Raw genomic sequence first — 25,552 nt, 5'->3', positions numbered from 1 at the left:
GTCATGGGTGTGTTCCATCCCCGGGGAAACGCCCCGAGGATGTTTCGGATTTAGGGCCTGTTCCCGTTTTCATGCACGACTGCGCGGCCCGGCGCCAATTCGTGCGCCATTATCTACATGCGGGGGTAGATAGAACAGGGCCAAGCTGCAAGCCGGGAATCGCTTTCGCTGCCGGCTCGCAGCTCATGGCTGCCTACAGCGGATAGACGCCGTCCGCGTCATGCACTTCCTGGCCATTCAGCGGTGGATTGAAGACGCAGGCCATCTTCATTTCCGTGGTACCGCGCAGCAGGTGTTCATCGTGCTGGTCGAGGATATAGAGCGTGCCGGGGCGGATCGGGTAGACCTTGCCGTCGGCCAGGGTCTCGATCTCGCCTTCGCCGCTGATGCAATACACCGACTCCAAGTGGTTGCGGTACCAGATGTGCGTCTCGGTGCCGGCATAGATAGTGGTGATATGGAAGGAGAAGCCCATGTTGTCGTCCTTCAACAACATCCGCGTACTCTCCCAGTTCTCGCTGACGACACGGCGCTCGCTGCGCTCGGCCTCGGCCAGGGTTCTTACGATCATGTTCGGCTCCTCAGGATGCTTGCTCGGCGGACTGGCTGGACAACACGGCGGCGAACGCCTTGTCGAGAATGCCCAACGCCTTGTCGATCTGCTCTTCGCTGATCACCAGCGGGCACAGGCACTTGACCACCTCGCCATGGGGGCCGCTGGTCTCGATCACCAGGCCATTGTCGAAGGCATGCCGACAGATGGCCGAGGCGACCTCACCATCCGCGCAGCGAATGCCGAGCATCATGCCGCGCCCCTTGACCGCTAACGAATCCGGCCCATGGCGGCGCACGATGCGCGCCATGCCCTCGGCAATGCGCTTGCCCTTGGCGCGCACGCTGCGGGCGAAGGCGTCGTCGCGCCAGAAGTGTTCCAAGGCCGCAGCGGCAGTGACGAAGGCATGGTTGTTGCCCCGGAAGGTGCCGTTGTGTTCGCCGGGTTGCCACTGGTCCAGCTCCTTGCGCAGCAGCACCATGGCGAAGGGCACGCCGAAGCCACTGAGGGACTTGGACAGGGTGATCATGTCCGGCTGGACGCCCATTTCCTCGAAGCTGAAGAAGCTGCCGGTACGCCCGCAACCGGCCTGGATATCGTCGACGATCAGCAGCATTTCGTGTTTGCGGCAGAGCTGCTGCAACTTGCGCATCCACTCGGCTGAAGCAGCATTCAGGCCGCCCTCGCCCTGCAGCACCTCGACGATCACCGCCGCCGGCTTGTCGATACCGCTGCTCGGGTCGGCCAGCAGCTTGTCGATCATGCCGATGGTGTCGGCCTTTTCGCCGAAATAGTTGGCGTACGGCATGCGGCTGACATCGCTCAGCGCAGTACCGGCCGCGCCACGGTGATGCTGGTTGCCGGTGGCTGCCAGCGCGCCGATGCTGCAACCGTGGAAGCCGTTGGTGAAGCTGATCACATTACTGCGCCCGGTGACCTTGCGTGCCAGCTTCAGCGCCGCTTCCACCGCGTTGGTGCCGGTGGGGCCGGTGAACTGCATCAGGTAGTCGCCCATGCCGCGCGGTTCGAGGATCAGCCGGTTGAAGGTTTCAAGGAAACGCTCCTTGGCCTCGGAATACATATCCAGGCCATGGGCCAGGCCATCACCGGCAATGTAGTCGAGCAACGCCTGCTTGAGCACCGGGTGGTTGTGCCCGTAGTTGAGCGTGCCAGCACCGGCCAGGAAGTCGATGTAATGCTTGCCGTCACGGGTAATCAGCTCGGCGCCCCGCGCCTGCTTGAAGACCACGGGGAAGGACCGGCAATAACTGCGGACCGAGGACTCGTTCAACTCGAAAACATTCATGTCTGCTCCTTGATATCTGACGGTGGCGACGATGGGACCGGCGCGATAGAGCACCTCGTCCTCATGGCGACCGTCGAAATGTGCGGCCCGGGAGAACAGCACGCGGGTCTGGCAATCAATGCCGAGCCGCGCGAAGGCCTTCCTGAACAGGGCCTGGGATGCGCCGTTGTCCGGCGAGATGGTGGTTTCCAGGTAACGCACACCTTGCTCGGCGCAGCGCTCGACCAGTGCCAGCAACATGCACAGTGCCAGGCCCTGGCCACGCATGCAGGCATCGACAGCGACCTGCCAGACAAACAGCGTGTCTGGACGGGAAGGCGGGCGGTAACCGGAAATGAAGCCGACCAGTTGCCCCTGGGCATCTTCGGCGGCAATGGAGGTATCGGAGAAATCGGTGCACTGCAGCAGGTTGCAGTAGACCGAATTGACATCCAGCGGCTGACAGCGAGCGACCAGATGATGGAGGTTGTAACCATCGCCGTCGTTGGGCCGACGGAGTGTTACTTTGCAGAAACTCAAAACAAATCCTTGTGGGTAGTTGATTGAATTCCTTTACAGGCAAACATAGATCGACACATGTAACAACCCGCTTTCCGGATGAAACACTCCGTATCAGCGGGATATTCGACAAGAACTTCGAAAGTCCTGCAGCGCCATGCCGGCGTGCTTCAAAGCGTATGTTAGACAGCACCGTGAGCGTTGAAAATGAAGGATTTTCCGGACAGTTCAGGGCACTTTCACTAGACCCCGGCTATTCCTCCACAGCCCCTGTTGCAGAAGGCCTGAACAACTTTCTACACGTGTCCGGATATGGCCGGAAGAATACGACCAGGTTGCCGGACATATCGCCATGGAATATTCACACATATATAGCGGAGACGAACCGAAGAGCGTGGCGTCATTTCACCGATAAAAATCAACCGATGAACGGTAGTCTGGCAATTCGTAACAAAACGTAATTCACGACTGAACCCGCATTACCCGTCCGACGCCATATCATCGCCAGCGACTGGACCGACAACGTACTCGGCTCCAGGAGGTGTTTGCCGGCATCCGTTCGACAGGAGGCCGCTCAAGGCCACCAGTCATGCCCACGCCGATCCAGTAGCTGCCGGGCCAGCTCCGGGCCGTCGATACCGGCGGGATAAGGCCGGGGCTTGCGGTAGTGGCCCTGCCAGCCCTTGAGGATCGGATCGACCCAGCGCCAGGCCGCCTCGACCTCGTCGCGGCGCATGAACAGCGTCGAGTCGCCCTCGATCACGTCCAGCAGCAACCGCTCGTAGGCATCCCAGCGCCGCGCCTGGCGGAAGGCCTTGGCCAGATTCAGGTCCAGTTCCACCGGCTCCAGTTGCATGCCCTTGCCCGGCGCCTTGGCCATCAGGTGCAGGCTGATGCTTTCCTCGGGCTGCAGGCTGATCACCAGGCGGTTGCACTGCTCCTCCTCGAACAGCAGGTGCGGCACCGGCTTGAAGGTGATGACGATCTCCGAACGCTTGCGTGCCATGCGCTTGCCGGTGCGCAGGTAGAAGGGCACGCCGGCCCAGCGCCAGTTGTCGATCTCCGCCTGCACCGCGACGAAGGTTTCGGTATCGCTGTCGTTATCTACATTTTTCTCGAAGTAGTACGCCTGCACGTCCTGCCCGCCGACCTTGCCAGCGCCGTACTGGCCGCGCACGGTCTTGTCCTGCACGTCAAGGCCGGCGATGGGCTTGAGCGCCTCCAGCACCTTGACCTTCTCGTTGCGCACCGCCTCGGCGTCGAAGCGCACCGGCGCCTCCATCGCCACCAGGCAAAGCAGTTGCAGCAGGTGGTTCTGCAGCATGTCGCGCATCGCACCGGCGTTGTCGTAGTAGCTGCCACGGTTCTCCACGCCGAGGGTTTCCGCCACGGTGATCTGCACATGCTCGATATGTCCGGCGCGCCAGACCGGCTCGAACAGCGCATTGGCGAAGCGCAGCGCCATCAGGTTCTGCACGGTCTCCTTGCCCAGGTAATGGTCGATACGATAGATGCGCGGCTCGGCGAACACCTGGCCGATGGCGGCGTTGATCGCCAACGCCGACTCCAGCGAATGACCGATGGGCTTCTCCAGCACGATGCGCGCCTGCTCGTCAGCCAGACCAGCGGTTTGCAGGTTGCTGGCGATCGGTTCGAACAGGTCCGGGGCGGTGGCCAGGTAGTACACCCGCACGCGCTTGCGATCATCGCCCAGGTGACGCGCCAGGCGGGTGAACTCGCCGCGCTGCGAGGCATCCATGGCAAAGTAGTCCAGGCGCTGGGCGAAGCCTTGCCAGACCTCCTTCTGGAAGTCCGCCCGCGCCACCTGCGCCCGACAGTGACGCTCGGCCAGCGCCAGGTAAGCCTCGCGTGTGAGGCTGCGGCGCGCCAGCGCCAGGATGCGCACGTCAGCATGCAGTCGCCCATCACGGTGCAAGTGATAGAGCGCCGGAATCAGCTTGTGCAGTGCCAGGTCGCCGGTACCACCAAACACCAGCATGTCGCAGGAAAAAGCCACGGTATCCCTCCAGAGCCATCGAACGCCGACACCCTGACACAAGCCTGAGCGCTATCCAAGCACAGGCGGGTGGGCGTTCGGGTGTTTCTTGTAGTATAACTACAGGCCCACTACAACCACCCTGGCCAGACAACCGGGCCAGCACGCCGAAAAGCGAGCCGCTATCGTGAATCTGCTGCAACACATCGCCCAATCGAGACCTTCTCTGCGCAAGTCGGAGCTGAAGGTGGCTGACCATGTCCTGCTCGACCCGACGGCGGTGATGCACAGCTCGATGGCTGATCTCGCCCACAGCGTCGGCGTCAGCGAGCCAACCATCGTGCGCTTCTGTCGCGCCATCGGTTGCCTGGGCTTCCAGGACCTCAAGTTGAAGCTGGCGCAGAGCCTGGCTGCCGGTGCCAGCTTCGGCCAGTTCGCCATCAGCGAGAACGATGCAGTATCCGACTTCAGCCTGAAGATTTTCGACACCACCCTGCACACGCTGATCGAGGTGCGCGAACACCTCGATCCGGTAGCGCTGCAACGCGCCATCACCGCCATGGCCAATGCCGAGCGGGTGGAGTTCTATGGCTTCGGCGCGTCCGGCGCGGTCGCCACCGATGCCCAGCACAAATTCTTCCGCCTGCTGCTGTCTGCCGCGGCCTATTCCGACCCGCATATGCAGGCAATGTCGGCGGTCACGCTGAAACCCACGGACGTGGCGATCTGCATTTCCCAGTCCGGGCGCTCCAAGGACCTGCTGATCACCGCCAACGTGGTGCGTGAGAGTGGTGCCACCCTGGTCACCTTATGCCCGAGCCAGACGCCGCTGGCGGACCTGGCCACCGTGCACCTGGCCATCGACGTGCAGGAAGACACCGAGATCTACACCCCGCTGACCTCGCGTATCGCCCACCTGGTGGTGATCGACGTGCTGGCCATGGGCGTCGCCATGGCCCGCGGCCCAGACCTGGTCAACCACCTGAAAAGCGTCAAACGCAGCCTGCGCAGCCTGAGACTGTCGCCGAAGACGGTGAAATCTCAGGAAGACTGATACAGCGACGCGGGTGGACAGGCGGTACTACACAACCTTCGCCCTTCCACCGTCGTGCCCGCGAAGGCGCACTAGTGTCGGTATGCCTTTTGCCTAACCCACGATACGGTAGCCTTGCGCTCATCGTTCCTGTGCAAATGCCAGGTGGTGGGGCGGGGCACGCGTGAATACATCCCTGTAGCTCTTCGCCGCCATCCCTGGCGACGAAGGCCCCGTCCCACCACCTGGCATCCGCACAGCCATCTTCTGCGGCGACTGTAGGAAGAAGCCCTCCGGCCTTGGCCTTGCGCACCTAGGCTCCCGCCTACGCGGGAGCGACGGAGTTGTGGCTTTTTCCCATGGTCACTTCGATATTTGCCGCGAGCCCGACCAGCCCCTCGTAGCAACCTTCGTCGGCAGGGACGCCGACGAAGAGCCCCATGGATGGGTTCATGCGTGTTGCGTAGAGGGGCTGGTCGGGCTCGCGACACGCGGTCATGAGAACGAACAGCCCTGAACGCGATATTGAGTCGGCAGAGCAAGCCTCAAACCGTACATCCAAGCTTCATAAACCTTGCAGCCCTCAGAGGCAAAATACGTACCGGACAGTAGTGCGCCTTCGCGGGAATGACGGGGGCTGTAGGCTGAGAGCTGTTTTTCTTATGGCCACTTCGGTATTGACTGCCAACAGTCCCACCGCAGCCCGAGGTGAGACGCTGATGATCCTGCGATTGGTACCACCACGAAGAACTGCCCGCACCTGAAAGGCGCATAAGACCTTCAGATGCTGCATTCGCGAGAAAGCCTTCAGCCCTTGATCAACGCCTTGACCTCGGCAATACGCGCATCGAGGGTGGCGCGGTCAGCGCTGCGCAGGGTGGCGTGGCCGACCTTGCGCCCAGTCTTGAAGGCCTTGCCGTAGTGGTGCAGGTGGCAATCGGCGATGGCGATTACCTTGTCCACCGACGGCACTTCGCCGATGAAGTTGAGCATGGCGCTCTCGCCCAGCTTGGCGGTGGAACCCAGTGGCAGGCCGGCGACGGCGCGCAGGTGGTTCTCGAACTGGCTGCACTCGGCGCCTTCGATGGTCCAGTGGCCGGAGTTGTGTACGCGCGGGGCGATTTCATTGGCTTTCAGCCCGCCATCCACTTCGAAGAATTCGAAGGCCAGCACGCCGGCATAGTCCAGCCGCTCCAGCACCCGCCCGACATAGTCCTCGGCCAGTGCCTGCAACGGATGGCTTCTGCTGGCCACGGACAGGGCGAGGATGCCGCTGTCGTGGGTGTTGTGCACCAGCGGATAGAAGCGCGTCTCGCCGTCGCGGGCGCGCACGGCGATCAGCGAGACTTCGCCGCTGAAGGGCACGAAGCCTTCGAGGATGCACGGCACGCTGCCCAGCTCGGCGAAGGCGCCGGTCACGTCCTCGGGCTGGCGCAGGACCTTCTGGCCCTTGCCGTCATAGCCCAGGGTGCGGGTCTTCATCACCGCCGGCAGGCCAATGGCGGCCACGGCGGCGTCCAGGTCGGCCTGGGACTGGATATCGGCGAACTCGGGCGTGGGGATGCCCAGTTCGCGGAACATGGACTTCTCGAACCAGCGGTCGCGCGCGATGCGCAAGGACTCGGCGCTCGGGTAGACCGGCACGAACTGCGAGAGAAAGGCGACGGTTTCCGCCGGCACGCTCTCGAATTCGAAGGTGACCAGATCGACTTCATCGGCCAGTTGGCGCAGGTGTTCCTGATCGCCGTAATCGGCCCGGATATGCTCGCCCAGCGCCTGGGCACAGGCGTCGGGCGCTGGGTCGAGGAAGGCGAAGTCCATGCCCAGCGGGGTGCCAGCCAGGGCCAGCATGCGGCCCAGTTGGCCGCCACCGATTACACCGATCTTCATCTGTCAGGCCTCACGCGGGTCCGGGTTGTTGAGCACGGTTTCCGTCTGTTCGGTACGGAACTGCTTGAGCGCGGCGTGGAACTGCGGGTGCTGGTGGCCGAGGATGCTGGCGGCCAGCAGCGCGGCATTCACCGCACCCGCCTTGCCGATGGCCAGGGTGGCGACCGGGATACCGGCAGGCATCTGCACGATGGACAGCAGCGAATCCACACCCGAGAGCATCGACGACTGCACCGGTACGCCGAGTACCGGCAGGTGGGTCTTGGCCGCGCACATGCCTGGCAGGTGGGCAGCACCGCCGGCACCGGCGATGATCACCTGGATACCGCGTTCCTCGGCCTGTTCGGCGTACTGGAACAGCAGGTCAGGAGTACGGTGGGCAGAGACCACCTTGACCTCGAAGGGGATGCCGAGCTTTTCCAGCATGTCCGCCGTGTGGCTGAGGGTGCTCCAATCGGACTTGGAACCCATGATCACGCCAACCAGTGCGCTCATCGTCGTGCCTCTCGTCGTGGCGCGAGTCGCGCCTGCGAATGTAAACGGCGCCGGCTGGCGCCTTCGAAAAAGTCAGGGCGCCAGCCGGCGCATCCGGCTTCCGCATTCGCCCCGTACATGGGTGGCGGCGCAGAAACCAGCGAGCCACGCAGGATGGCGTGGCTCGTCATAGCGGCAAACCAGCGCGGGGCCGGTTCGAAGGCGCGGCATTATACCGGAAAGGGCGCCCATGCGCGCTGTATGGCAACGGCTCCATCGGAGGGATGGATAGCGCACACCAGGTACCGTCTTGACGAGGACGACTGAATACTTGAGTGGTTTGACACCCAACACCTTTATGTAAACGCCTTATCCATCATTTAAAGCTGCAAACTCTGCCAGCCAACCTGCTAGGATTTCGCCCCTGTGCCGCCGACGGGCGGCATCACGACTCTGGCCGAGACACAGGATAGCGATGCAATCGACCCCAGGAAGCCTGCATGTGCAGACCGATGCGCAGCCCGCCACGCTGCGTATCGCTGGCGACTGGACGCTCGAGCACTACACCGCGCTCAAGCGGGCGGTAGCACAGGACGGCCTTCGTATCGGCGAAGACTGGCGCATCGACCTGGACACCCTCGGCGAGCTGGACACCGCCGGCGCCGGCCTGCTGGTGGAGTTGCTCGGCCAACAGCGCATCGCCACCCTCGACTCCTGGGCTGCCGGCCTGCCGACGGCCCGCGCGGCGCTGCTGCGCACACTGGCTGCTGCCATGCAGGCACCGGAAGCCAGCGAGACGCCGCCACCGTTCGCCATCACCGAAGTGCTGGCACACATCGGCCAGACCATGGAAAAGGTCTGGCAGCAGCAGCGCGACCTGCTCGGCTTCATCGGCCTGACCCTGCAAACGCTGCTCACCAGCCTGCCACGCCCGCGGCGCTGGCGGACCACCTCGCTGGTGGCACATATCGAACAGACCGGGCTGGACGCCATTCCCATCGTGGCACTGCTGACCTTCCTGGTCGGCGCGGTGGTGGCCTTCCTCGGCGCCACGGTGCTGCAGGAGTTCGGCGCCAGCGTCTACACCGTCAACCTGGTGGCCTTCTCCTTCCTGCGCGAATTCGGTGTGCTGCTCGCCGCCATTCTGCTCGCCGGCCGCACCGCCAGCGCCTTCGCCGCGCAGATCGGCTCGATGAAGGCCAACGAGGAGATCGACGCTATCCGCACACTTGGCCTCAGCCCGATCGAGTTGCTGGTGCTGCCACGGGTGCTGGCGATGCTGATCACCCTGCCAATCCTGACCTTCATCGGTATGCTCAGCGGTATCCTCGGCGGCCTGGCGGTGTGCGCCCTGGCGCTGGATATTTCGCCGGCGATGTTCTTCGGCATCCTGCAACGCGACATCACCGTCAGCCATTTCCTGGTCGGCATCGGCAAGGCGCCGGTGTTCGCCTTCCTCATCGCGGTGATCGGCTGCCAGGAAGGCTTCAAGGTTTCCGGTAGCGCCCAATCGGTCGGCGAGCACACCACCTCCAGCGTGGTGCAGTCGATCTTCATGGTGATCCTGCTGGATGCCATCGCCGCGCTGTTCTTCATGGAGATGGGCTGGTGACGGGCAACGACGCAGTGATCCAGGTGCGCGGGCTGGTCAACCGCTTCGGGCGGCAGACCGTGCACGACAATCTCGACCTGGATATCCGCCAGGGAGAAATCCTCGGCGTGGTCGGCGGTTCGGGCACCGGCAAGTCGGTGCTGCTGCGCAGCATCGTCGGCCTGCGCCGGCCCAATGCCGGGCAGATCCGCGTGTTCGGCCAGGACCTGGGCAGCCTCAACGAGCGCCAGCGCTCGCAGGTGGAGCGGCGCTTCGGCGTGCTGTTCCAGCGCGGCGCCCTGTTCAGTTCGCTGAACCTGCAAGAGAACGTCGCCCTGTCGCTGATCGAACACGCCGGCCTCAAGCGCGCCGACGCCGAACACCTGGCGCGACAGAAGCTGGCCCTGGCCGGCCTGCCGCCGAATGCCGCCACCAAATACCCGGACGAGCTGTCCGGCGGCATGGTCAAGCGCGCCGCACTGGCCCGGGCGCTGGCGCTGGACCCTGAAGTGCTGTTCCTCGACGAGCCGACCGCCGGCCTCGACCCGATCGGCGCCGCCGCCTTCGACCAGTTGATCCTGACCCTGCGCGACGCGCTGGGTTTCGCCGTGTTCCTGGTGACCCACGACCTCGACACCCTCTACACCATCTGCGACCGGGTCGCCGTGCTGTCGCAGAAGCGCGTGCTGGTAGCCGATCGCCTCGACGTGGTAGAGGCGACCGACGATCCCTGGATTCGCGATTACTTCCACGGCCCCCGTGGCCGCGCGGCGCAACAGGCCGCCGCTGTGCAGGAGAAATGAGATGGAAACCCGTGCCCATCATGTGCTGATAGGTCTGTTCACCGTGATCGCGGTGGGCTGCGCCCTGCTGTTCGCCCTGTGGCTGGGCAAGTCCAGCATGGACCGCGAGTACCAGTACTACGAAGTGAGCTTCAACCGCGATGTCAGCGGCCTGTCCAGCGGCAGCCCGGTGGAGTACAGCGGCATCAAGGTCGGTGACGTGGAACAGCTGTGGCTGGAGCCGGATGACCCGAGCAAGGTGCGCGCCCGCATCCGCATCTACGGCGGTACACCGATCAAGAAAGACACCGGCGCGCGCCTGGCGCTGGCCAATATCACCGGCAGCATGGTCATCCAGCTGCATGGCGGCAGTTCGGCCAGCCCGTTGCTCAAGGGCGAGCGCAACAATCCGCCGGTGATCATCGCCGACCCGTCGCCCCTGAGCGCGCTGCTGGAAAACGGCCAGGACCTGCTGAGCAACATCAACAACCTGCTGGGCAGCGCCAACCAGTTCTTCTCGGCGGAGAACGCCAGCAATATCAGCCAGACCCTGGCGCACCTCGAGCAGAGCACGCGCGTGCTGTCCGAGCAGAAGGGCGATATCGCCCAGACCCTGCAACAGTTCAACCAGTTGGGCCAGCAGACCGGCGCGGCACTGGAGGAAATCACCCTCCTGGCACGTAACACCAATGGCCTGCTCGACCAGCAGGGCCGTACGGTGCTGGACAACGCCAGCCAGTCGCTGCAATCGCTGGAGCGCGTCACCGGACGCCTGGACACCCTGCTGGCGAACAACCAGGACGCGCTGGACAACGGCCTGCAAGGCTTCAACAACATGGGTCCGGCCATCAACGAACTGCGCACCACCCTGGGCGCCCTGCGCCGGGTCACCCAGCGCCTGGAAGACAACCCGGGCGCCTTCCTGCTCGGACGCGAACAGATTCAGGAGTTCAAGCCATGAAAGCCTTCCTGCCCGGATTGATACTCGTGGCGACGCTGCTGTCGGCCTGTTCGGTACTGCCGGACGCCGAGCCGATCAGCCTGTACGTACTGCCCGAAAGCACTCTCGACGGCGGCAGCCGGCAAGCGCCGCTGAAACAAGCCCTGCGCGTTGCCACACCGGAGGCCAACCGACTGCTTTCCAGCGCCCGGATCGCCGTGGTGCCGCAGGACAACCAGGTCAGCGCCTACCAGGGCGCACGCTGGGCCGATGCGGTACCGACGCTGCTGCGTGATCGGCTGGTGGAAAATCTCCAGCGCGATGGCCGCTTCCCGGTGGTCAGCCATGAAGATGCCGGCCTGCACACCGACCTGGAACTGGTCAGCGACCTGCGCGCCTTCCAGAGCGAATACGTCGATGGCAAGCCCCAGGTACGCATCCGCCTGGATGCCCACCTGGTACAGGCCAGCAACCAACGCATTCTCGCCACCCGCCAGTTCGAAGTCCGCCAGCCCAGCGAAGGCAAACGCCTGGACGCGGTCGTCGTCAGCTTCGGCGAAGCCAGCGACGCGCTGTCCCGCCAGTTGCTCGACTGGCTCTACGAGCAAGCCCGCCTGAACGGCAAACCCTGACCGTAGGCACCCGTTGGGTTATCCCGGTGCGCGTGGCGCACCCTAGGGTGATGCCAATTCCCGGATTTTCCAGATATTCAAAGGAACCAGATCTCCATGCGCATACTCGTCACCGGCGGTGCCGGCTTCATCGGCTCGGCGCTGATTCGCCACCTGATCCGCGACACCCGGCACGAAGTGCTCAACCTGGACAAACTGACCTACGCCGGCAACCTCGAATCGCTGGGCAGCATCGAGAACGACCCGCGCTACCGCTTCCTGCAGGCCGACATCGCCGACCGCCAGGCGGTCGACCGTGTCCTGGCGGAGTTCCAGCCTGACGCCATCATGCACCTGGCCGCTGAATCCCACGTCGACCGTTCCATCGACGGCCCCGCCGCGTTCATCGAAACCAACATCGTCGGCACCTACCAGTTGCTGGAGGCCACCCGCGCCTACTGGAGCGGCCTGCCGGAGGAGCGGCGCGAGGCGTTCCGCTTCCACCACATCTCCACCGACGAGGTGTATGGCGACCTGCACGGCGTGGACGACCTGTTCCTGGAAAGCACGCCCTACGCACCCAGCTCGCCCTACTCGGCCAGCAAGGCGGCCTCCGATCACCTGGTGCGCGCCTGGCAGCGTACCTATGGCCTGCCGACCCTGGTGACCAACTGCTCGAACAACTACGGCCCCTACCACTTCCCGGAAAAGCTCATCCCGCTGGTCATCCTCAATGCACTGGAAGGCAAGCCGCTGCCGGTCTATGGCGACGGCTCGCAGATCCGCGACTGGCTGTTCGTCGAAGACCACGCCCGGGCACTGCTGGAGGTGGTGACGCGCGGCAAGGTGGGCGAGACCTACAACATCGGCGGGCACAACGAGCAAAAGAATATCGACGTGGTGCGCGGCATCTGCGCCCTGCTCGAAGAGCTGGCGCCAGGCAAGCCGGCCGGTATCGAGCGTTATGACGCGCTGATCACCTTCGTCAAGGACCGCCCCGGCCACGACCAGCGCTACGCCATCGACGCCGGCAAGATCGAGCGCGAACTGGGCTGGGTACCACGCGAAACCTTCCACAGCGGCCTGCGCAAGACCGTGCAGTGGTATCTGGACAACCTCGACTGGTGCCGCCATGTGCAGGACGGCAGCTATCAACGCGAGCGCCTGGGCGCGGTGGAGACACATCAATGAAAGGCATCCTGCTGGCAGGCGGCTCCGGCACCCGCCTGCACCCCATCACCCTTGGCGTATCCAAGCAATTGCTGCCGATCTACGACAAGCCGATGGCCTACTACCCGATCTCGGTACTGATGCTCGCCGGTATTCGCGACATCCTGATCATCTCCACGCCCCATGACCTGCCGCAATACCGCAACCTGCTGGGCGACGGCAGCCAGTTCGGCGTCAACTTCAGCTATGCCGAACAACCCTCGCCGGACGGGCTGGCCCAGGCCTTCCTGATCGGTGAGGACTTCATCGGTGACGACTCGGTGTGCCTGATCCTCGGCGACAACATCTTCCACGGCCAGCACTTCACCGAGAAACTGCAACGGGCCGCCGCCAACGAGAAGGGCGCGACCGTGTTCGGCTACTGGGTCAAGGACCCGGAACGCTTCGGCGTGGTGGACTTCGACGATGCCGGCAAGGCCCGTTCCATCGAGGAAAAACCCGCACAGCCGAAGTCCAGCTATGCGGTGACCGGCCTGTATTTCTACGACAACGACGTGATCGAGATCGCCAAGTCGATCAAGCCCTCGCCACGCGGCGAGCTGGAGATCACCGACGTCAACAATGCCTACCTCAAGCGCGGCGACCTGCGCGTCGAGCGTTTCGGTCGAGGCTTCGCCTGGCTCGACACCGGCACCCACGACAGCCTGCTGGAAGCCTCGCAATACGTACAGACCATCGAGCACCGCCAGGGCCTGAAGGTGGCCTGCCTGGAGGAGATCGCCTACCAGAACGGCTGGATCGACCATGCACAACTGCTCAGCCACGCCAAGGCGCTGGGCAAGACCGGCTACGGGCAGTACCTGTTCAAGCTGGCAGGGGAGCAACAATGAACGTCGTGGCCACCGCCATCCCTGAAGTGCTCATCCTCGAACCTCGCGTATTCGGCGATGAACGTGGCTTCTTCTATGAAAGCTACAACGCCGCCGCCTTCGAGCAGGCCACCGGCCTGAGCCGCACCTTCGTCCAGGACAACCACTCGAAGTCCGCCCGTGGCGTGCTGCGCGGCCTGCATTACCAGATCCGCCAGCCCCAGGGAAAATTGGTGCGCGTCGTCGCCGGCGAAGTGTTCGACGTCGCGGTCGATCTGCGCCGTGGCTCGGACACCTTCGGCCGTTGGGTCGGCGTCCACCTGAGCGCGGCCAACCAGCGCCAGCTCTGGGTGCCGGAAGGCTTCGCGCATGGTTTCGTGGTACTCAGCGAGAGCGCCGAGTTCCTCTACAAGACCACCGACTACTACGCCCCCGAGCATGAGCGCTGCCTGCGCTGGAACGACCCACAACTGGGCATCGACTGGCCGTTGCAAGGCCAGCCGCAGTTGTCGGCCAAGGACCAGGTCGGCCTGCCGCTGAGCGAGGCCGAGCTGTTCCAATGAAGATCCTGATCACCGGCCGCAGCGGACAGGTCTCGCGGGAACTGCAACGGGCACTGGCGCCAGCGGGCGAAATCCATGCGTGGGGCCAGGAGACGCTGGACCTGAGCGACCCGCAGCGTATCCGCCAGCAGGTGGCGGCGCTCAAACCCGACCTGATCATCAACGCCGCCGCCCATACCGCCGTGGATGCCGCCGAGCAGCAGCGTGAGCTGGCCTTCGCCATCAATGCCGAAGGGCCACGGGTACTCGCCGAAGAAGCGGCGCGCCTCGGTGTGCCGCTGGTCCACTACTCCACCGACTACGTCTTCGACGGGCGCAAGCACAGCCCCTACGACGAACAGGACGAAACCAATCCCCTGAACGTCTATGGAGCCAGCAAGCTGGCTGGCGAGCGTGCCATCCAGGCGGTCGGCGGACAGCACCTGATCCTGCGCACCAGTTGGGTCTATGCGCGGCACGGCAAGAACTTCCTGCTGACCATGCAGCGCCTGATGCAGGAGCGCGACAGCCTGTCGGTGGTGGACGACCAGATCGGCGCACCGACCTGGGCCGGCACCATCGCCGACACCACCGCCCACTGGGTGGATGCCTGGCGAAATGGCCGGCCGACGCCATTCGGCCTGTTCCACCTGACCTCGACCGGGGAAACCTCCTGGTACGGATTCGCCCAGGCAATCGCCGAGCGTTTGCAGGCCGAAGGCAAGCTGCGCGCACAGCTGACGCCGATTCCGTCGAAGGACTACCCGACACCCGCCGAGCGCCCACAGTATTCGCGGCTGGACTGTTCGTTGCTGCAACGCAGTTGGGGTATCCGCCTGCCGGAGTGGCAGGAAGCGCTGGACCAGTGCCTGCAAGCGCCGTAGGCCGCCGCTCTACGAGCGGCCCAGCGCCTGGCGCAGCTTGCGTTCTATTTCGTCGTCGCGGAACGGCTTCTGCACGATGATCGTGCCTTCCGCCCGCAAGGCACCCAGCTCGGCATAGCCACTGATGAACACGATGGGCAGCGCCGGATAGCGCTGCCGCACGATTTCGGCCAGCTCGGCGCCGCTCATCCCTGGCATGGCGAAGTCCGCCAGCAACAGGTCGACCTGCCCGTCGATGCAGGCCAGGGCAGCAGAGCCGCTGTGGGTTTCCCGTACCCGGTAACCCAGGTTGCGCAACATCGCCGCCGTGACTTCGCGCACCCTGGCGTCATCGTCCACCAGCAGGATGGTGCTACTGCATTCATCGCCCTGCTGTCGCGGCGCACTTGGAGCCACCGGCACGCGCGCGGGCAGCGGCCCCTTCATACGCGGCAGATAGACCTTCACGGTGGTCCCCTGCCCCAGTTCGGTGGCGATCCGCACACCGCCCCCGGACTGCTTGGCGAAACCGAAGACCTGGGCCAGCCCCAACCCGGAACCGCGCCCGACCTCCTTGGTGGTGAAGAACGGCTCGAAGGCCCTGGCCCGCACTTCGTCGCTCATGCCACTGCCGGAGTCCACCACCGACAGCACCACATAGTCGCCAGGCTCCGGCTCCTCGGCCCGCAAGGGCGGACTTTCGACTCGCTCGTTGCTGGTCAGCAGACGCAGCCGGCCACCGACCACCATGGCATCACGGGCATTGATCGCCAGGTTGAGGATGATCAGCTCGGTCTGGGTCGGGTCGATCAGCGCTGGCCAGAGTCCGGGGGCCACGCAGGTTTCGATCAGGATGCTGCCGCCCAGCGTGCTTTGCAGCAGGGCCAGCATCTCACTCAGGGTGTCGTTCAGGTTGACCGTTTCCGGCACCAGCCGCTGCCGCCGGGAGAATGCCAGCAGCTGCGTGGTGAGCTTGGCGCCTCGCTCCCCCGCTTCGCGAATGTTCTGCAGCCGCGCCTGGCTTTTCTCCAGCGACCCGCGCTCCAGGTCCCGGGCGAGAAAGCTGGTACTGGTCAGGATGACCGTCAGCAGGTTGTTGAAGTCATGGGCGACGCCTGCGGTCAGTTGCCCGACGGCTTCCAGCCGCTGCATCTGTTGCAGGGTCGCCTCGACCCGCTCGCGCTCCTCGATCTGCTCCAGCAGACGCTGGTTGGTGGTCGCCAGCGCCTCCATCACCCCCCGCTCGCTGGTGATGTCGCGGGCCACGCCATACAGCAGGCCGGCATCCGGCACCACGGTCCATGACAGCCAGTGGTACTCGCCCTGCGCGTCGCGCATGCGGCTGACGAAACGCTGGCTGATCTGCCCACGGGCAAGACCCTCGATCTCGCAGAGGATGGCGGTCTGGTCATCCGGATGGATCAGGTCGAGCAAGGGCCGGTTGAGCAAGGCCTCCGGGGCATAGCCCAAGGTGGCGGTCCAGGCCGGGTTGATGTTGATCGGGCAGGTATCCAGGCGCATCACGCACAGCAGGTCGCGCGACAGCTCCCAGGTCCGGTCGCGCTCGCGGGTCCGCCGCTCGACCCGTTCGCCCAATCGGTCATTGAGCTTCTGCAAGGCCTCGGAGGCCAGCTTTTCACGGGTGATGTCCTGCAACACCCCGGTGAAGCGCACGCACTCACCCGCTTCGAAGAACGCCCGGCCACGGCTCGACAACCAGCGCAACCCGCCATCCTCGAGCCGTATGCGGTACTCGGCATGGTATTCGTGGCCTTCGCCCTGCAGGGCACGGTCGATCTTGTGTCGCAGCATCGCCAGGTCTTCGTTCAGGCAACGTTGCAGGAAGTAATCGAAATCCACCGGCGCCTCGGACGACAGTTCGTACAAGGCCCGGCAGCGCTCGTCCCACAGCAACCGACCGCTCTGCGGCAGGTAATCCCACATACCCAGGCGGGCCGCATCGATCGCCAGTTGCGCGCGCAGTTCGACTTCCTGCAAAGCCGCCTCGGCACGTTGGCGCTGGCGGCGCTCGTGCTGCTCGGCCAGTGCACGGGTCACAGCCTTGGGCAGAAAATCCAGGTTCTGCTTGAGCACGTAATCGACCGCCCCACGCCGTACCACTTCCACCGCATGCTGTTCGCCCAGCACGCCGGACAGGAAGATCAGCGGCGTCTTCGGTGCCAGGCGCTGAGCGACTTCCAGCGCCTGGGTCCCGGAGGAGCCGGGCAGCAGGTAATCGCAGATGATCAGGTCGAAGCTGCCCTGTTGCAGCTCGCGCTCCGCGCCACGGTGGTCGTGCACCAGCGTCGTACGCACATCCAGGCCATGACGCTCGAGCATCAGCAGGGCCAGCTCGGCGTCGTGGCGGCTGTCCTCGACCAACAGCAGGGAAAAGGATTTCAAAGGCATGGGTGGCGGGTCCTGGAGAACAACGGCGGCATTCCGTCAGCGGCCGGTATCACCCGACTCCGACCTGCGGCGCAACCGCAACGAACCGGGAGGCGGCTCGTTGAGAATGGCCCAGAACACGCCAAGATCGGCAATGGCCGTGACGAATGCCTTGAATTCGACCGGCTTGACCACGTAGGCGTTCACCCCCAGTTCGTAGGCGCAATGCAAGTCGACCTCCTCTCGCGAGGACGTCAGCATCACCACCGGGGTACTGCGCAATCCGGGGTTCTCGCGTACCTGCCGCAGAACCTCCAGGCCATCGATCCTCGGCAACTTGAGGTCCAGCAACAACACGGCCGGATTGCCCGCCGGGCGTCCGGCATGCTCGCCCCGCCGCAGCAGGTAATCGAGCGCTTCGACGCCATCGCGCATGACGATGACTTCGTTGGCCAACTGGCTGCGCTCCAGCGCCACCAGGGTCAGCTCCAGGTCGCGCGGATTGTCCTCGACCAGAAGAATGGGTTTGAGCATATGCATTCGGTCCCGACTCAGAGTCCCTGCCTTGGGTCCGGCAGTGTGAAATAGAAAGTGGCGCCCTCGCCCAGCACAGCCTGTGCCCAGACGCGGCCATCATGACGCTCGATGATACGACGGACATTGGCCAGACCGATGCCCGTCCCTTCGAAATCTTCCATACGGTGCAGGCGCTGGAAGACGTTGAACAGTTTGTCGGCATATTGCATGTCGAAGCCGACCCCATTGTCACGGACGAACACCTGCACGCAACCGGCCTTGCGCTCGGCACCGATCTCGATGATCGCAGGGCTGCGGCCACGGCTGTATTTCAGCGCATTGGACAGCAGGTTGCGCAACACCTGGTGCAGGTACACGTCATCGGCATACACCACCGGCAACTTGCCGATGCGCCAGTCGACCTCGCGTCCTTCGGCCTCCGGCTGCATCTCATGCAGGACCGCGTCCAGCAGGCTCTGCATGTCCACCGATGCCGGGTGCAAGGCCGCCCGTCCCATCTGCGAAAAACTCAGCAGGCTATCGACCAGGCTGCCAGCGAAACGGGCGGCCTCGGTGATGTTGCCGATGAAACGCTGGCCGCGCTCGCTCAGGCGCTCGCCTTCAAAGTCTTCCAGCAGCTCGGCGTAGCCGGCGATATGCCGCAACGGTGCGCGCAAGTCGTGGGACACGCTGTAGGAGAAGGCCTCCAGCTCCTTGTTGCTCTTGCTCAGGTCGCTGGCCAACTGCGCCATTTCCTCGGCCTTGCGCAACACGATGCCCAGTATCGCGTTGCGCAGTTCGAGCACCGCTTGAAGTTCGCGGGGGTGCCAGGGCGCACTGTAGCCCCGCCGGACTTCCTGCCACTGCTCGAAGCTGTGGCGAGGGTCGAGCGCACCCTGGGCGCCAACGACCTTTTCCGGCTTGCCGGCCCAGTTCACCGTACGCACGCTCTCGCGCTTGAACCAGATCAGGTAGTGCGGGTGGATTTGCGAGACGGACACCGCCAGCAGGCCGGCCACCGACTCGGCCAGCCCGGGCAACTCGGGAATGTCCCGTGCGACATTGTCGCTATGGAACGGCTCGCTGGCACTGCGTCCGGCCAGCCAGTAGGCCAGCGACTCGACCTGCGCATCCGCCGGGACATGCCCGAACGACAGGCAGCCACCGGCATCGACGATGGCCGCACCATCGGCGGCCATGAAATCCAGCAGGGTCTGCGATTGCTCCCGCAAGCCCTGGTGCACGCTGTCGCGGTCAGCCATGGCCGACAACAGCTGAAAGATATAGTGACGCAGCGACAGCAGGTGCTCGGTCCTGGCGCGGGACTCCCGGCTTTCGATCTGCAGCGACAGCATGCGCACCAGCAGCTCGCAGGCGCTGCGTGCCTGCGGCGTTACCCTGCGCGGCTGCGCATGATGACAGGAGATCAATCCCCACAGCCTGCCGCCCACCACGATGGAGATCGACATGGACGCCAGCGTGCCCATGTTGCGCATGTATTGCAGGTGCACCGGCGACACGCTGCGCAGGGCGGCCTGGCTCAAGTCCAGCGGCTGTGCGGTCCTGGGATTCAGGGCAGGCACCAGCGGCGAGGGGCGGTAGTTGGCATCGACGATCAGTCGGACGCGGTTAGCGCAGTAGAGCGCCCGCGCCTGCGCCGGAATATCCGAGGCGGGAAAGTGCAGGCCAAGGTAGCTCGGGTAGTCCGCATCGGCCAGTTCGGCCAGTACCCGGCCATTGCCATCGTCGTCGAAGTCATACGCCTTGACCCGCCCGAAGCCGGTCAGGCGCTTGATTTCCCCAATGGCCAGCCGGCATAGCTGCTGGATATCCGCGGCATCCTGCAATTGCCCGATGAAGGTCGCCAGCGTCGGATGGAGATCGCCATTGGCCTGTCTCGCGCCCTCGACTTCTTCGAACTCGACGATCGCCACGTCCCCGGCAAAATGGGCCATGGCCACCACATCCCGCACCTCGCCCGCCCTCGGCAGACGCAGGACGCCCAGTTGCCAGGGCGTCCGCTCTTCGCGATCCGCCCTGGACACGGCATGCGCCAGGGCCGCACCGCCCTCGAACAGATCGGCCAGCGCCGCCCCGGCCAGGCTGTCGGCGGGGGCGCCCAGCCAGTCGATGACATTCTCGCTGGCCTGGAGAACCTCCAGTGAAAGGCTGTCCAGCACCAGCAGGAAGCCGTGGGGCTGGATACTGCCAGGGATATGGATCGGCTCCCTGGCACAGTTCTCGATGGCGGTAGCCAGTGCTTCGGCCTCGCCGAGGGGAGCCTGGCTGTCTCGTTCACTCAAGTTGCTGTCCTCGCTGAAGTCCGTACCAGAGCCTGTATGCCTCACAGGAAAGACCTGCACACACCTTACCGATTTAGAAATGAACAGGCGAATCGGCTGGCCTATACGTTATCCTGTAGCACTTTCATTCTTCAGGTAGCTCATCGTGCGTTCCTTGATCACTTTGCTATGCCTGCTGGCCGCCACCCAGGTGCGCGCCGACGTGCAGGTACTGACCAGCATCAAACCCCTGCAACTGATTGCAGCCGCCGTCCTGGGCGATACCGGCCAGCCGGACGTGCTGCTGCCGCCAGGCGCCTCACCACATCACTACGCCCTGCGCCCTTCCGATATCCGACGTCTGCGCGACGCCGACCTGCTGTACTGGATCGGCCCGGACATGGAGAACTTCCTCGCCAGGCCGCTGGCCAGCCGTGACGGCCAGAGCCTGGCGCTGCAGACCCTGCCAGGGCTGCACCTGCGCCATTACGGCGATGAGCATGAGCATGAGCATGAGCATGAGCACAGCCATGATCACGGCCACGACGAAACCGGCCAGCACGATCATGAACACCGCCCCGGCTCGCTGGATGCCCACCTCTGGCTGCAACCGGCCAACGCCCGCGTCATCGCCCAGCGCATCGCCAACGACCTCGCCAACCTGGACGCCACCAACGCGCAACGCTACCGGGACAACGCCAAGGCCTTCTCCGCGCGCCTGGACGGCCTCGACCAGAGCCTGCGGGGCCGCTTGTCTTCCCTGGCCGGCAAGCCTTACTTCGTCTTCCATGACACCTACGGTTATTTCGAAAGCGCCTACGGCCTGGACCATACCGGCGTCTTCAGCGTCAGCGCCGACGTGCAACCGGGTGCCCGCCATGTGGCGCAAATGCGCGAGCAACTGAAACAGGCCGGGCCGAGCTGCATCTTCAGCGAACCACCCCTGCAACCGCGCCTGGCCCAGACCCTGAGTGCCGATCTGCCGGTGAAACTGGCCGAGCTGGATGCCCTGGGAGCCGACATCCCGGTATCCGCCACGGGCTATGAGCAACTGCTGAAAGGCCTGGCGGACGCGCTGGAAAACTGCCTGAAATAACCCGGCATGCGATGACGGGGAATCCGCTTGCGGGTGGTCCCTCTTGCCGAAGAAGTGAATGAGAAATATTCTCTGCATCCTCTTCGACGCTCCCCGTCACCTCCCGCACATGGGCCAGGCATGCCAGCCAACGATCCGCCACCGATAGAGACGCTGTACGCGAACCATCATTCGTGGCTGAGAGCCTGGCTGGCACGACGGCTCGGCTGTTCGCAGGAAGCCGACGATATTTCACAGGACAGCTTCCTGCGCCTGCTGCTAAAACCCCGCCACTTCGCCAGTGACAGCGACGCGCGCGCCTTCCTTTGCACCGTGGCACGCGGCCTGTCCATCGACCGCTGGCGGCGGCGCAACATCGAGCGGGCCTGGCTGGAAACCCTGGCGATGCAGCCGGAAACCTTCGCCATTTCCGCCGAACGGCAAGCGATACTGACCGAGGCCCTCTACGAGATCGACACCCTGCTGCGCAGCCTGCCGGCAAAGGCTCGCACGGTGTTCCTGCTCGCGCAGATCCACGGCTACGGCTACCGCGAGATCGCTGCCCGACTCGATATCTCGGAGCGCATGGTGAAGAAATACATGGCCCGCGCCATGCTGCAATGCGCTCTGCTGGAAGCTGGCCCATCCGACGCGGCGGACGCCTGAAGATGACAACGCCCCACTACCGGCACCTCAAGCAGGCCGCCGACTGGTATGCACAACTGAGCGATGACAGTGTCGACGACGCGCAACGCAACGCCTGGCGCCACTGGCTGGAGGAAGACCCGGCACATCGCCAGGCCTGGAGCGTGGTGGAAAAGGTCGGTGCACGCTTCGAACCGTTCCGCGAGGAGCCCCATCGCGAACCGGCCTATGATGCCCTGCGCACAATGGACAGCGTGCAAACCAGCCGACGCCGCGCCTTGCTCTCGATCAGCGTACTGGCCGTTGCCGGCCTCGGCGGCTGGCGTGCACTGCGCGACACGCCACTGGCCGAACGCCTGACAGCCCTGACCACCGAATACGCCACCGGCACCGGTGAACGCCGCGAACTGAGCCTGCCCGACGGCAGCCGGGCCTGGCTGAACACCCTTTCTGCCCTCGACACCCACTATGGCCCCCGGCAACGCCTGCTGCGCCTGCACAGCGGCGAACTGCTGCTGGAAGCGAGCGGCGATCCGCGCGGGCCGTTGCGCGTGACGACCCGTCACGGCGAGGTCAGCGGGGCGAATGCCACTTTCGGCCTGTGCCACCAGTCGGACGGCCTCTGCGTCAGTGTATTCGCCGGCAGCGTGGAGCTCGCCACTACTGGCGGACGAGCCAGGCTGGAGCAGGGTCAGCAATCGACCCTCTCCGCCCATGGCGCGCTCGGACCGTTGCAACCGGTGGAAGCCGCCCGACGCTCCTGGAGTCAGGGTGTGTACATCGCCGAAGGCGTATCGCTGCAGCGCTTCGTCGAGGAACTGGGGCGCCATCGCCACGGCTACCTGGGCTGCAGCCCGGAGGTCGCCGCCTTGCGTGTGGTCGGCAGCTTCCCCCTGACGGACACCGAGCGCGCCCTGGACATGCTGCCGAAAGCCCTGCCGGTGCGTATCCAGCGCATCCTGCCCTGGTGGGTCACCATCGAAACGGCCTGATGGCCATCGGGGGCACCGAACGTTGCCGGGAGCAGGTTCCCTTTTTATGGCGCTCGTTCGGTGTAGGGGAAAACGACTGTGCTTTCCCACGGAGAACAAGCATGAGCACCCGCATATCCTTCCCCTTGCGCACGCTGGCACTGACAACCTCACTGGTCTGTGGCGCCCTGCTGCACAGCCCGGCCAGCCTCGCCGACAGTGCTCGCCACTATGCCATCGGCGCCGGCACGCTGACTGCGCAACTGGCGCAGTTCGCCGAACAGGCCGGCATCGTGCTGGTCGGCGATGCAAGCCTGACCGACAGCCGCCGCGGCCCAGCCCTGAACGGCGACTACGACACCGACAGCGGCTTGCAGAAACTGCTGGCTGGGCATGGATTGAACGCCCAGCGCCAGGCCGATGGCAGCTATGTACTGGTCGCCGCCAACAGCCTGGAACTGAACTCCACCTACATCGAATCCAGCCGCCGCAGCGCCTACCAGCCTCCGGCCAGCACCTCGATCAGCCGTGACGGCGCCAGCACACTGGAGACGGCGCAAGCGATCAACGTGGTACCCGAGCAGGTATTGCGCGACCAGCAACCGCGCAACCTGGACGACGCCCTGAACAACATCAGCGGCATCACCCAGACCAACACCCTTGGCAGCACCCAGGACGCCGTGCTGAAGCGCGGTTTCGGCGACAACCGCGACGGCTCGATCATGCGCGACGGCCTGCCCTCGATCCTCGGCCGCAACCTCGGCCCCACCGCCGAGCGCGTCGAAGTGCTCAAGGGCCCGGCTTCGCTGCTCTATGGCATCCAGGAACCGGGCGGTGTGGTCAACGTTGTGAGCAAGAAGCCGCAACTGCAGCAGCGCAACGAAATCACCGTGCGCACCTCGGCCTATGCCCACGGCAAGCAGGGTGCGGGCGGCACCCTGGACAGCACCGGCGCCCTGAGCGACAGCGGCCTGGCCTACCGGCTGATCCTCGACCACGACGACAGCCAGTACTGGCGCGAATTCGGCCAGTACCGCCAGACCCTGGTGGCGCCGTCCCTGGCCTGGTACGGCGAAGCGACCAGCGTCACCCTGAGCTACGAGCACCGCGAGTTCGAGACGCCGTTCGACCGTGGCACCGCCATCGACTCACGCACCAACAAGCCCCTCGACGCGCCCTATACGCGCCGCCTGGACGAACCCTTCAACATCACCGAAGGCCGCTCCGACCTGTGGCGCTTCGCCGTCGAGCACCAGCTCAACGACGCCTGGAAGGCCAATTTCGCCTATGGCTGGAGCCGTGAGACCTATGACGACGACCAGGCACGGGTCACCGGCATCAATGCCGACGGCACCGTCGCCCGCCGTATCGACGGCACCCATGGCGCGATCAGCAGCGACAGCTTCGCCACTACCAGCCTGCTCGGCGACCTCGAACTCGGCGGTTTGCGCCACGAACTGGTGTTCGGCATCGACAGCGAGAAGCGCAAGATTTTTCGCGCCGACCTGATCCGTGGCGGCAACAGCGTGCTGAACCCCTACCAGCCGGTCTACGGCACCGTGCAACCCTCGGATTTATTAAACCTCTCGCAGAGCGACCAGACTGACCTGCTGCGCACCGACTCCCTCTTCCTGCAGGACTCCTGGCACCTGGACGAACACTGGATCATCGTCGCCGGCGGCCGCTACATGGTCTACGACCAGTACGCCGGACGTGGCCGCCCCTTCACCGCCAACACCAACCTCAACGGCCAGACCTGGGTGCCGCGCGCCGGCGTGGTCTACAAGATCAACCCGCAGGCTTCGCTGTACGCCAGCTACAGCGAGTCGCTGAAACCGAATTCAACCATCGCGCCCCAGGCCGGCAACAGCGTGATCGGCTCATCCACCGCGCCCGAGGAAGGCAAGTCCTGGGAGATCGGCGGCAAGCTGGAGATTCCCGAGCGGCTCACCGCCATCCTGGCGCTGTTCGACATCGACAAGCGCAACGTGATGGTCACCGACAAGGACAGCGCCGGCAACGATATCCGTCGCACCGCCGGCGAAGTCCACTCCCGCGGCCTGGAACTGGACGTCAGCGGCCAGCTCACCGAGCGCTGGAGCCTGATCGGCAGCTATGCCTGGATCGACGGCGAAGTCACCAAGGACCCGGCGTACAAGGGCAATCGCCTGCAGAACGTGGCCAGGAACAGTGCCTCGCTGGCGCTGGTCTACGACGCCGGCACGCTGTTCGGTGGCGACGGCCTGCGCCTGGGCGCCAGTGCCCGCTATGTCGGCGAGCGCAGCGGCGATTCGGAGAACAGCTTCGACCTGCCGTCCTACACCGTGGCCGACACCTTCGTCAGCTACGACACCCAGGTCGGCGAACATGACCTCGGCCTGCAACTGAACGTGAAGAACCTGTTCGACCGCCAGTACTACCCCTCGGCGGCCAACCGCAACTACGTGTCGATGGGCGACCCGCGCCAGGTGCAGCTGTCAGCCACGCTGGGATTCTGAACGCCTCATAAACCAAGGCGACCGCAGGATGCGCCGGGCGCCGAGGTTTCCGGCCAAGG

General features: G+C 64.6%; 21 protein-coding genes and 1 pseudogene. 13 read left to right on the top strand and 9 right to left on the bottom strand.

What is annotated here, in order from left to right; all coding sequences use genetic code 11:
• Window positions 1-193 precede the first annotated feature (193 nt).
• The 4 genes and pseudogenes from HW090_RS10680 to zwf form a co-directional block, all read right to left on the bottom strand.
• Window positions 194-571 (bottom strand): ectoine synthase, encoded by a 378-nt coding sequence (locus HW090_RS10680; protein WP_179113514.1) that lies wholly within the window; start codon window positions 569-571, stop codon window positions 194-196.
• A gap of 10 nt (window positions 572-581) precedes the next feature.
• Entirely contained in the window at window positions 582-1,859 is a 1,278-nt protein-coding gene (gene ectB / locus HW090_RS10675; RefSeq protein WP_256930803.1) for a diaminobutyrate--2-oxoglutarate transaminase, read from the bottom strand.
• Window positions 1,860-1,949: 90 nt separating this feature from the next.
• Window positions 1,950-2,378, bottom strand: a pseudogene (ectA, locus tag HW090_RS17910) (diaminobutyrate acetyltransferase); the annotation flags it as partial.
• Window positions 2,379-2,931: 553 nt separating this feature from the next.
• Window positions 2,932-4,356 carry a glucose-6-phosphate dehydrogenase gene (gene zwf, locus HW090_RS10670; protein WP_218673576.1) on the bottom strand — a complete coding sequence of 475 codons (1,425 nt, stop codon included), beginning with the start codon at window positions 4,354-4,356 and terminating at the stop codon, window positions 2,932-2,934.
• Window positions 4,357-4,540: 184 nt separating this feature from the next.
• Between zwf and hexR the strand changes: the two genes are divergently transcribed.
• Complete coding sequence (gene hexR, locus HW090_RS10665; RefSeq protein WP_179113511.1) at window positions 4,541-5,407, top strand: transcriptional regulator HexR; 867 nt, start codon at window positions 4,541-4,543, stop codon at window positions 5,405-5,407.
• A gap of 786 nt (window positions 5,408-6,193) precedes the next feature.
• Here hexR and HW090_RS10660 read toward each other — a convergent pair.
• Together HW090_RS10660 and purE are read right to left on the bottom strand one after the other, a co-directional pair.
• Complete coding sequence (locus HW090_RS10660) at window positions 6,194-7,276, bottom strand: 5-(carboxyamino)imidazole ribonucleotide synthase (protein WP_179113510.1); 1,083 nt, start codon at window positions 7,274-7,276, stop codon at window positions 6,194-6,196.
• Window positions 7,277-7,279: 3 nt separating this feature from the next.
• Entirely contained in the window at window positions 7,280-7,771 is a 492-nt protein-coding gene (purE, locus tag HW090_RS10655) for a 5-(carboxyamino)imidazole ribonucleotide mutase (protein WP_179113509.1), read from the bottom strand.
• Between the two features lie 454 nt (window positions 7,772-8,225).
• Here purE and HW090_RS10650 point away from each other — a divergent pair, with 454 nt between their 5' ends.
• The 8 genes from HW090_RS10650 (at window position 8,226) to rfbD (ending at window position 15,139) form a co-directional block, all read left to right on the top strand.
• The gene (locus HW090_RS10650; RefSeq protein ID WP_179113508.1) at window positions 8,226-9,362 is read left to right on the top strand and encodes an ABC transporter permease; all 1,137 of its coding nucleotides are present in this window, start codon (window positions 8,226-8,228) and stop codon (window positions 9,360-9,362) included.
• Window positions 9,359-10,144, top strand: coding sequence for an ABC transporter ATP-binding protein (locus tag HW090_RS10645; protein WP_179113507.1), 786 nt, complete (start codon window positions 9,359-9,361; stop codon window positions 10,142-10,144). Before HW090_RS10650 ends, HW090_RS10645 begins: the two co-directional genes overlap by 4 nt.
• Before the next feature lies 1 nt (window position 10,145).
• Window positions 10,146-11,084 carry an MlaD family protein gene (locus HW090_RS10640; protein WP_179113506.1) on the top strand — a complete coding sequence of 313 codons (939 nt, stop codon included), beginning with the start codon at window positions 10,146-10,148 and terminating at the stop codon, window positions 11,082-11,084.
• Window positions 11,081-11,695, top strand: coding sequence for an ABC-type transport auxiliary lipoprotein family protein (locus HW090_RS10635; RefSeq protein ID WP_179113505.1), 615 nt, complete (start codon window positions 11,081-11,083; stop codon window positions 11,693-11,695). Before HW090_RS10640 ends, HW090_RS10635 begins: the two co-directional genes overlap by 4 nt.
• Before the next feature lie 96 nt (window positions 11,696-11,791).
• On the top strand, window positions 11,792-12,865 hold the full coding sequence (gene rfbB, locus HW090_RS10630; RefSeq protein WP_179113504.1) for a dTDP-glucose 4,6-dehydratase: 1,074 nt from the start codon (window positions 11,792-11,794) through the stop codon (window positions 12,863-12,865).
• On the top strand, window positions 12,862-13,734 hold the full coding sequence (gene rfbA / locus HW090_RS10625) for a glucose-1-phosphate thymidylyltransferase RfbA (RefSeq protein ID WP_179113503.1): 873 nt from the start codon (window positions 12,862-12,864) through the stop codon (window positions 13,732-13,734). Before rfbB ends, rfbA begins: the two co-directional genes overlap by 4 nt.
• Window positions 13,731-14,276, top strand: coding sequence for a dTDP-4-dehydrorhamnose 3,5-epimerase (rfbC, locus tag HW090_RS10620; RefSeq protein ID WP_179113502.1), 546 nt, complete (start codon window positions 13,731-13,733; stop codon window positions 14,274-14,276). Before rfbA ends, rfbC begins: the two co-directional genes overlap by 4 nt.
• The gene (gene rfbD, locus HW090_RS10615) at window positions 14,273-15,139 is read left to right on the top strand and encodes a dTDP-4-dehydrorhamnose reductase (RefSeq protein WP_179113501.1); all 867 of its coding nucleotides are present in this window, start codon (window positions 14,273-14,275) and stop codon (window positions 15,137-15,139) included. Before rfbC ends, rfbD begins: the two co-directional genes overlap by 4 nt.
• 9 nt (window positions 15,140-15,148) lie before the next feature.
• On the opposite strand, the gene HW090_RS10610 is transcribed toward rfbD, so the two are convergent.
• Genes HW090_RS10610 through HW090_RS10600 form a run of 3 tightly spaced genes read right to left on the bottom strand, consistent with a single transcriptional unit; the run spans window position 15,149 to window position 20,325 of the window.
• Window positions 15,149-17,527 carry a response regulator gene (locus HW090_RS10610; protein WP_179113500.1) on the bottom strand — a complete coding sequence of 793 codons (2,379 nt, stop codon included), beginning with the start codon at window positions 17,525-17,527 and terminating at the stop codon, window positions 15,149-15,151.
• 36 nt (window positions 17,528-17,563) lie between these two features.
• A complete protein-coding gene (locus HW090_RS10605; RefSeq protein WP_179113499.1) occupies window positions 17,564-18,040 on the bottom strand; it encodes a response regulator in 477 nt (158 codons plus the stop codon).
• Window positions 18,041-18,057: 17 nt separating this feature from the next.
• Entirely contained in the window at window positions 18,058-20,325 is a 2,268-nt protein-coding gene (locus tag HW090_RS10600; protein WP_179113498.1) for an ATP-binding protein, read from the bottom strand.
• 145 nt (window positions 20,326-20,470) lie between these two features.
• Between HW090_RS10600 and znuA the strand changes: the two genes are divergently transcribed.
• The 4 genes from znuA to HW090_RS10580 all read left to right on the top strand — a co-directional run bounded on the left by znuA (window position 20,471) and on the right by HW090_RS10580 (window position 25,493).
• A complete protein-coding gene (gene znuA / locus HW090_RS10595) occupies window positions 20,471-21,400 on the top strand; it encodes a zinc ABC transporter substrate-binding protein ZnuA (protein ID WP_179113497.1) in 930 nt (309 codons plus the stop codon).
• A 120-nt stretch (window positions 21,401-21,520) separates the two neighbouring features.
• Window positions 21,521-22,045 carry a sigma-70 family RNA polymerase sigma factor gene (locus HW090_RS10590; protein WP_179113496.1) on the top strand — a complete coding sequence of 175 codons (525 nt, stop codon included), beginning with the start codon at window positions 21,521-21,523 and terminating at the stop codon, window positions 22,043-22,045.
• 2 nt (window positions 22,046-22,047) lie between these two features.
• On the top strand, window positions 22,048-23,016 hold the full coding sequence (locus HW090_RS10585) for a FecR domain-containing protein (RefSeq protein WP_179113495.1): 969 nt from the start codon (window positions 22,048-22,050) through the stop codon (window positions 23,014-23,016).
• A gap of 101 nt (window positions 23,017-23,117) precedes the next feature.
• Complete coding sequence (locus HW090_RS10580) at window positions 23,118-25,493, top strand: TonB-dependent receptor (protein ID WP_179113494.1); 2,376 nt, start codon at window positions 23,118-23,120, stop codon at window positions 25,491-25,493.
• Window positions 25,494-25,552 lie beyond the last annotated feature (59 nt).

This window comes from Pseudomonas sp. ABC1 (genome assembly GCF_013395055.1).
Taxonomy (GTDB): domain Bacteria; phylum Pseudomonadota; class Gammaproteobacteria; order Pseudomonadales; family Pseudomonadaceae; genus Stutzerimonas.
Note: the sequence above shows the minus strand (reverse complement) of the source record. Positions and strands in the feature narration are given on the sequence as shown.